The following is a 5098-nucleotide window of genomic DNA, read 5'->3' as shown; positions in this document are numbered from 1 at the left end:
TCCCCTTTCAGGATAGCGATATTTTGCAGCCGCAATTCCTGCAAATATTCCGGCAAATCGATCTTTGCCGTCAAATAAACCAGGTCCAGCAATGCTTTTTCCGGTCTGGCAATAAAGGCTGTTTGCCCCTTGACCATCTCCATGGTTTGAAATCCAAAAAAGAACGCCTTTTTAACATGTTTGAAAATGTAGTCTCCCAAAGGATTGGAAACGGTTCCCGGGCGCCCCGTGGTAATGGAGGTAACCTGGGCTACATATTCCGGAATCAGCTGATAATAAGCCAGGGCCGATTGGAGACTGACATAAGATGCTTTTTTAATTTGATTAGCCAGGGCAAAAGGATGGGGACGAGTCTGTCCGTATTCATTTGAAAACGCATACAAGCCGCGACGAATCTGGACCAGCGAACCCGATTTGACCCATCGCGAAAGCTGCTTCCCCAGATCCACTTTGCTGACCGGACCGCTCTTGAGGAGGCTCGAATGGAAAAATGGTTCACGACCGACCATTTTCAACAATTCGCTCCATTTCATGGCAATAATATACCACAAATGGTATATTGCTGCAATATTTTTTATTTATTATGCAATTTTATGATTTGATTAATCCGAATAAACCTGTCCGAGGTTTTGTCCGATCACAGCTATTGCAATAATGGCAGACTTGACCCCAATGGTTTTCCAGGCTCACCAGGCGATGCCGTAATCCTCGCCGTAGTTGCTCGAACCGCCCCAGAAGGAGCCGTGGGCCCAGTCGAAAAACATGGCGTTGATCGGGCCCGAGGTGTATTTGAGCAGGTCGATGGCGTAGCCCATTTTGCCCAGGGCCGATCTCACCCAAACAGGGGTCTGCGCGTTGAGCGTCAGTTTTCCAGGCAGGCGGTCGTGGTTTTCGAAGGAGCTCTTCATCTGGTAACTGGTGAAGTTCGGCGCCTCGCACGCCTCCTGCACGTTCATGCCGAATTCGACCACGTTCAGGAAGAACTGCAGCAGGTTCTGGTCCTGGGTGTCGCCGCCCTGGACGGCGAAGGAGAGGAAGGGCTTGCCATCCTTCAAGGCCAGTCCGGGGGTCAGGGTGGCCCGCGGCCGCTTGCCCGGGGCGATGACGTTGAAAGGGTTTTCTTTTTCATCGAGCACGAAGCTCTGCGCCCGCTGGCTCATGCCGATGCCGGTGCGGCCGGCGATGCAAGCCGGGATCCAGCCGCCGCTGGGCGTGACCGACACCACCCAGCCCTCGCGGTCGCAGGCCTGGATCGAGGTCGTGCCGACGGAAAAACTCGCTTGTTTTTTTTCCATCTCCGCTGGCGAAGATTCCCTGACCGTCGCCCGGCAATCCTTGGCCGAAAGAAGATTCAGCCAGGGGTTCTTCTTGCCTTCAAAAGGATAAGGATCGCCGGGCCCGCACAGCGGATTGTTCCTGTCCCAGTCGATCGACTTGAGCCGCTCGCGGGCATATTCCTTGGACAATAAGCCCTGGAGCGGTTCTTGCGGCGGGACATAGGGGTCGCCGTAATAGAAGTCGCGGTCGGCAAAAGCCAGGTTCATGACCTGGTAGACGGCGTGGATGTAGCGCGCGCTGTTCAGCCCCATGGCTTTCAAGTCGAGGTTTTCCAGCATGTTCAACGCCTGCAGCATGACCGGCCCCTGCACCCAGCAAGAAAGTTTGTAGACTTCAATGCCCTTGTAGGTGGTCATCACCGGTTCTTCTATCAGAGGTTTCCATGCGGCCAAATCTTCGCCGCTGATCAGGCCGCCCTGTTCCCTACAGCCGCGGACGAACTCGGCGGCGATATCTCCCTGGTAGAAACGACCGTAGGCGGCATAGATGGCCTTTTTGCGATCTTGGCCATTTTTAAGCGCCTGCTGCTCGGCCGCGACCAGCTTTTTCAGGGTTTGCAGCAGCTCCGGCTGCCGGAAAATCTCCCCGGGATAAGGGGCTTCCCGGGATTCGCCCGGGTGCACCAGCAGGATCTTCCGGGAATAAGGCCAGTCTTTGATCAGCTCTTTCTCGCGCTCGATGCTGTCGGCCGTTTCCCTTTCGATGGCATAGCCTTCGGCCATCTCCATCGCCGGCGCCAGCACATCCTTCAGGCTCAGTTTGCCGAATTCGGCCAGCATCAGGATCAGCCCGCCCGGCGTACCCGGGGTCACCGCGGCCAGCGGCCCATAAGCCGGAGGATAATGGTAACCCTTATTTTTGAAAAATTCGGCTGTGGCGCCGCTGGGGGCCACGCCGAGTCCGTTGATGGCCACTACTTTTTTTGTGTGCGGATTGTAGATCAAGGCCTGGGTCTCGCCGCCCCAGCTGAGAACATCGAACATGGTGCAGGTCGCCGCCAGCATGGCGCAGGAAGCGTCGACGGCATTGCCGCCCTGCATGAAGATGCGGGCGCCGGCGGTGGCGGCCAGGGGCTTGCCGGTTATGGCCAGCCAGTGATTGCCGTGCAGCACCGGTTTTTCAGTGGTCCGCTCGGCAAGAACGGAAGCCGAAGAAAAAACGATAATTAAAAACAGATAAACCGTTATCGGAATTGACGGGTTTGTGGGTCCACTCTTTTTCATCAGTTTACCTCCTTAATATACCAATCACCAATCAACGAAAGATCCGGACTGATTCTGTTTTTAGCAAACATCAGCGAAAAGAATAAGTTTATTTGCTTTTTTTCAAGACCATCCAGAAATCGGGAATGAAGTAGGCCTTGAGCAAGTCGCGCAGCTGCGGGTACAGTTCGGGCGGCACGGGATTTTTTTCGATGGCGCAGGTCTCGGAAAAGCGGATATGGCCGTTTTTCTCGCTAACCAGGCTGCGGGTGAAAAGACCCGCCTCGTTTTTCAACTGTGCATCGGGGATTCCATACTCCAGGGTCAGGTTAGCGGCCGGTTGCAGGTCGAGGTCCAGGTTGACCTTGAACGGCGCCTCGAGCGCCAGCGGCGATTCGCGCCTTTCCAGGCTGGCCATGTTCTCGGAAAGGCCGGGCAAACGGCAGCCGTCCACGGTAAATAAATTAGCGCCGGCATCCTTCAGCCATGGACCGCTGAAGGATACCTCGACGCGTAGCTCGTGCCGCGTCAGCTGCAGCAGCTTCTTGATCTCGACCTTCTGCACCGGGAATATTTTTTTCAGCAAGCCCTCGATGAACTTGCCGCTGTTCTCCACGGCGTCGGCGTAACGGTGGAAAACGCCGCGCACGGCCATTGTCAGCGTCCCCGCTGCGGCCGCGGCATCGAGTTGGACCGTGCCGGTGATATCGATGCCGTTGGCCTCCGAGCCGGACGCCGGCAGTTTTTCCGGCGCCTGGAGTTCGAAGTTCCAGGCGTCAAACCCCTGGCAGCGGTAGGGAAAGAACTCGTTCTGCTCCCGCCAGGGATCGACATGGAAAACGTGGGGGCCATCGCTGACCTTGAGCCAGTATTCTCCTATTTGCAGCGGCGCGGCCACATCGACGGCGAAAGAAATGCTGGCGGCAACGCCGAGAAGCTCGGCAACGAAACCGGCTTGCTTGAGCAGCGCCCGCAGCAGCAGGGCTTTTTCCAGGCGGGTCGCGTAGTTGCTGGCGAACACGCGCTCGAGCGGGCGCGGCTGCCAGCCGGTCGCTTCGCAGCCCAGGCCGCAATCCTGAACCTCGACGGCGACAGCCTTCTGCAGAGCGGCAAGCAGGTCGGGCCGGGCGGGATATTGGGCCATCAGCTTTTCGACCTTCTCCGCCAGCGATGCCGGCAGCACAGAGGGATCGTCCCGCAGGGCCAGGGCCGATTCCCAGCCGTCGGCAACCGCAAAGACGATGAGGGGCACAGCCAGGGGCGAGGCCAGGGGCTCGTGGGCGGCGGGCTTCAAACCGGAAAAACGAAAAATGGTTTTTTTCTCAGCTCCTTCGCTGATCGTCTCGACGTGGACTTCATCCTCGATCCCGCAGAACTTGAAGCGCAGCTGCCGATTTTCCGGGATCACGATCTCCAGCTTGTACTTTTCCACCGGAAAGTCGCGCACCAGGGCCTCGCGACCGGAAAAACAGGGGAAAAAACCGGGCCGGGTATGAATACGGTAGCGCAGGTCGATAACGGCCCCGCGCTCGAGCCCGGTATGGGTGACCACCATCTCGCGCAAGGCCGAGAAATCGGCGAAGCCATGGGCGGCGAAGGGCAGGACCTCGTTGAAAGCATTCTCCGGCGCGGCCACCTTGCGGCCGTCGGCCATGGTGGTCTCGGCTTTCAGGATTTCCAGTTTCTGGAAAGCAGGATTGTAAACGATGAAGGTCTCGCCCAGGAGGCGGTTGACGGCAAGATAGGTGTCCAGACGGACCTGGTGCTGGTACTCCATGACCCAGGAACCGTCATTGTCCAGGCGATAGCTGATCTCCATGTTCAGAAAACGGGCGTCGGTCGCCGGCAAAGCGAAGCCGGAGACGGCGGCGGATAATATAATGATTATAGATATATATAGACGCTTCACTTGGCACCTCCGCGGGAAAAGAACCAGGGCGTTTCCATGATCTTCTTGAATTCCAGAATGCCGCCCCTGACGCTCTGCCAATCCTCGGGCTGGCAGATCCTTTTTTTCAGGAGAAGTTGAGCCCTGAGCACGAGGCCGCCTTCGACCTTGAATGTGCCGCTGAAATCGGCCCCGCTGCCGTTGACCTTCTGCAGGGAGAGCGGTTGGAGCAGCCGCCAGCCGGAGGGCAGGCCCATGGTCTCGCTGACCTCGACCTGCTGCGAGCTGCGCAGCCGGAAGGGATATTTTCGTTCGGCCAGGCTGGTATCGAGGCGCAGGAAGGCCAGGACGCCTTGGAAAGGCAGGGAGGCAGCCAGCGGCTTGACATAGGCCATTGACTTCCCTTTTTTCAGATAACCGGGGATCTCGACCCGGAAAAAGACGCGCATGGGTTTGGAAATGTCATAGGGATCGGTGAAAACAAGGTCAGTGATCTTCGCGCCGGGATGCATGCGGAAAAACTCTCTTTTAAGTTCGGTCGGCCACTGGGCGACCGGGAAGCGGGTGAAGGCGCGGCGCAGCCCTGAGTCGGACTGCCCTTCGGCCGTTACCTCGACGCTGCCTCGCAATTTGCCGTCGCTGCCGACGGCCGATTCCAGGCGATAGCGGA

General features: G+C 57.7%; 4 protein-coding genes. All 4 read right to left on the bottom strand.

What is annotated here, in order from left to right:
* A partial coding sequence (locus NTW95_12660) for a hypothetical protein (GenBank protein MCX6558260.1) occupies positions 1–533 on the bottom strand: 533 nt, incomplete at its 3' end.
* A gap of 153 nt (positions 534–686) precedes the next feature.
* Complete coding sequence (locus tag NTW95_12655; GenBank protein ID MCX6558259.1) at positions 687–2561, bottom strand: gamma-glutamyltransferase; 1875 nt, start codon at positions 2559–2561, stop codon at positions 687–689.
* 88 nt (positions 2562–2649) lie between these two features.
* Positions 2650–4449 (bottom strand): DUF3857 domain-containing protein, encoded by a 1800-nt coding sequence (locus NTW95_12650; GenBank protein ID MCX6558258.1) that lies wholly within the window; start codon positions 4447–4449, stop codon positions 2650–2652.
* Positions 4446–5098, bottom strand: a 653-nt coding sequence (locus NTW95_12645) for a hypothetical protein (GenBank protein ID MCX6558257.1), incomplete at its 5' end; no start/stop codon positions are given. The genes NTW95_12650 and NTW95_12645, both read right to left, overlap by 4 nt.

It is taken from the genome of Candidatus Aminicenantes bacterium (assembly GCA_026393795.1).
In the GTDB taxonomy this organism is placed as follows: domain Bacteria; phylum Acidobacteriota; class Aminicenantia; order UBA2199; family UBA2199; genus UBA2199.
This window is presented reverse-complemented; position numbering and strand designations above follow the sequence as displayed.

Excerpts from the sequence above, each read along its gene's own strand:
- NTW95_12655 (MCX6558259.1), bottom strand. The coding sequence starts at position 2,561 with ATGAAAAAGAGTGGACCCACAAACCCGTCAATTCCGATAACGGTTTAT.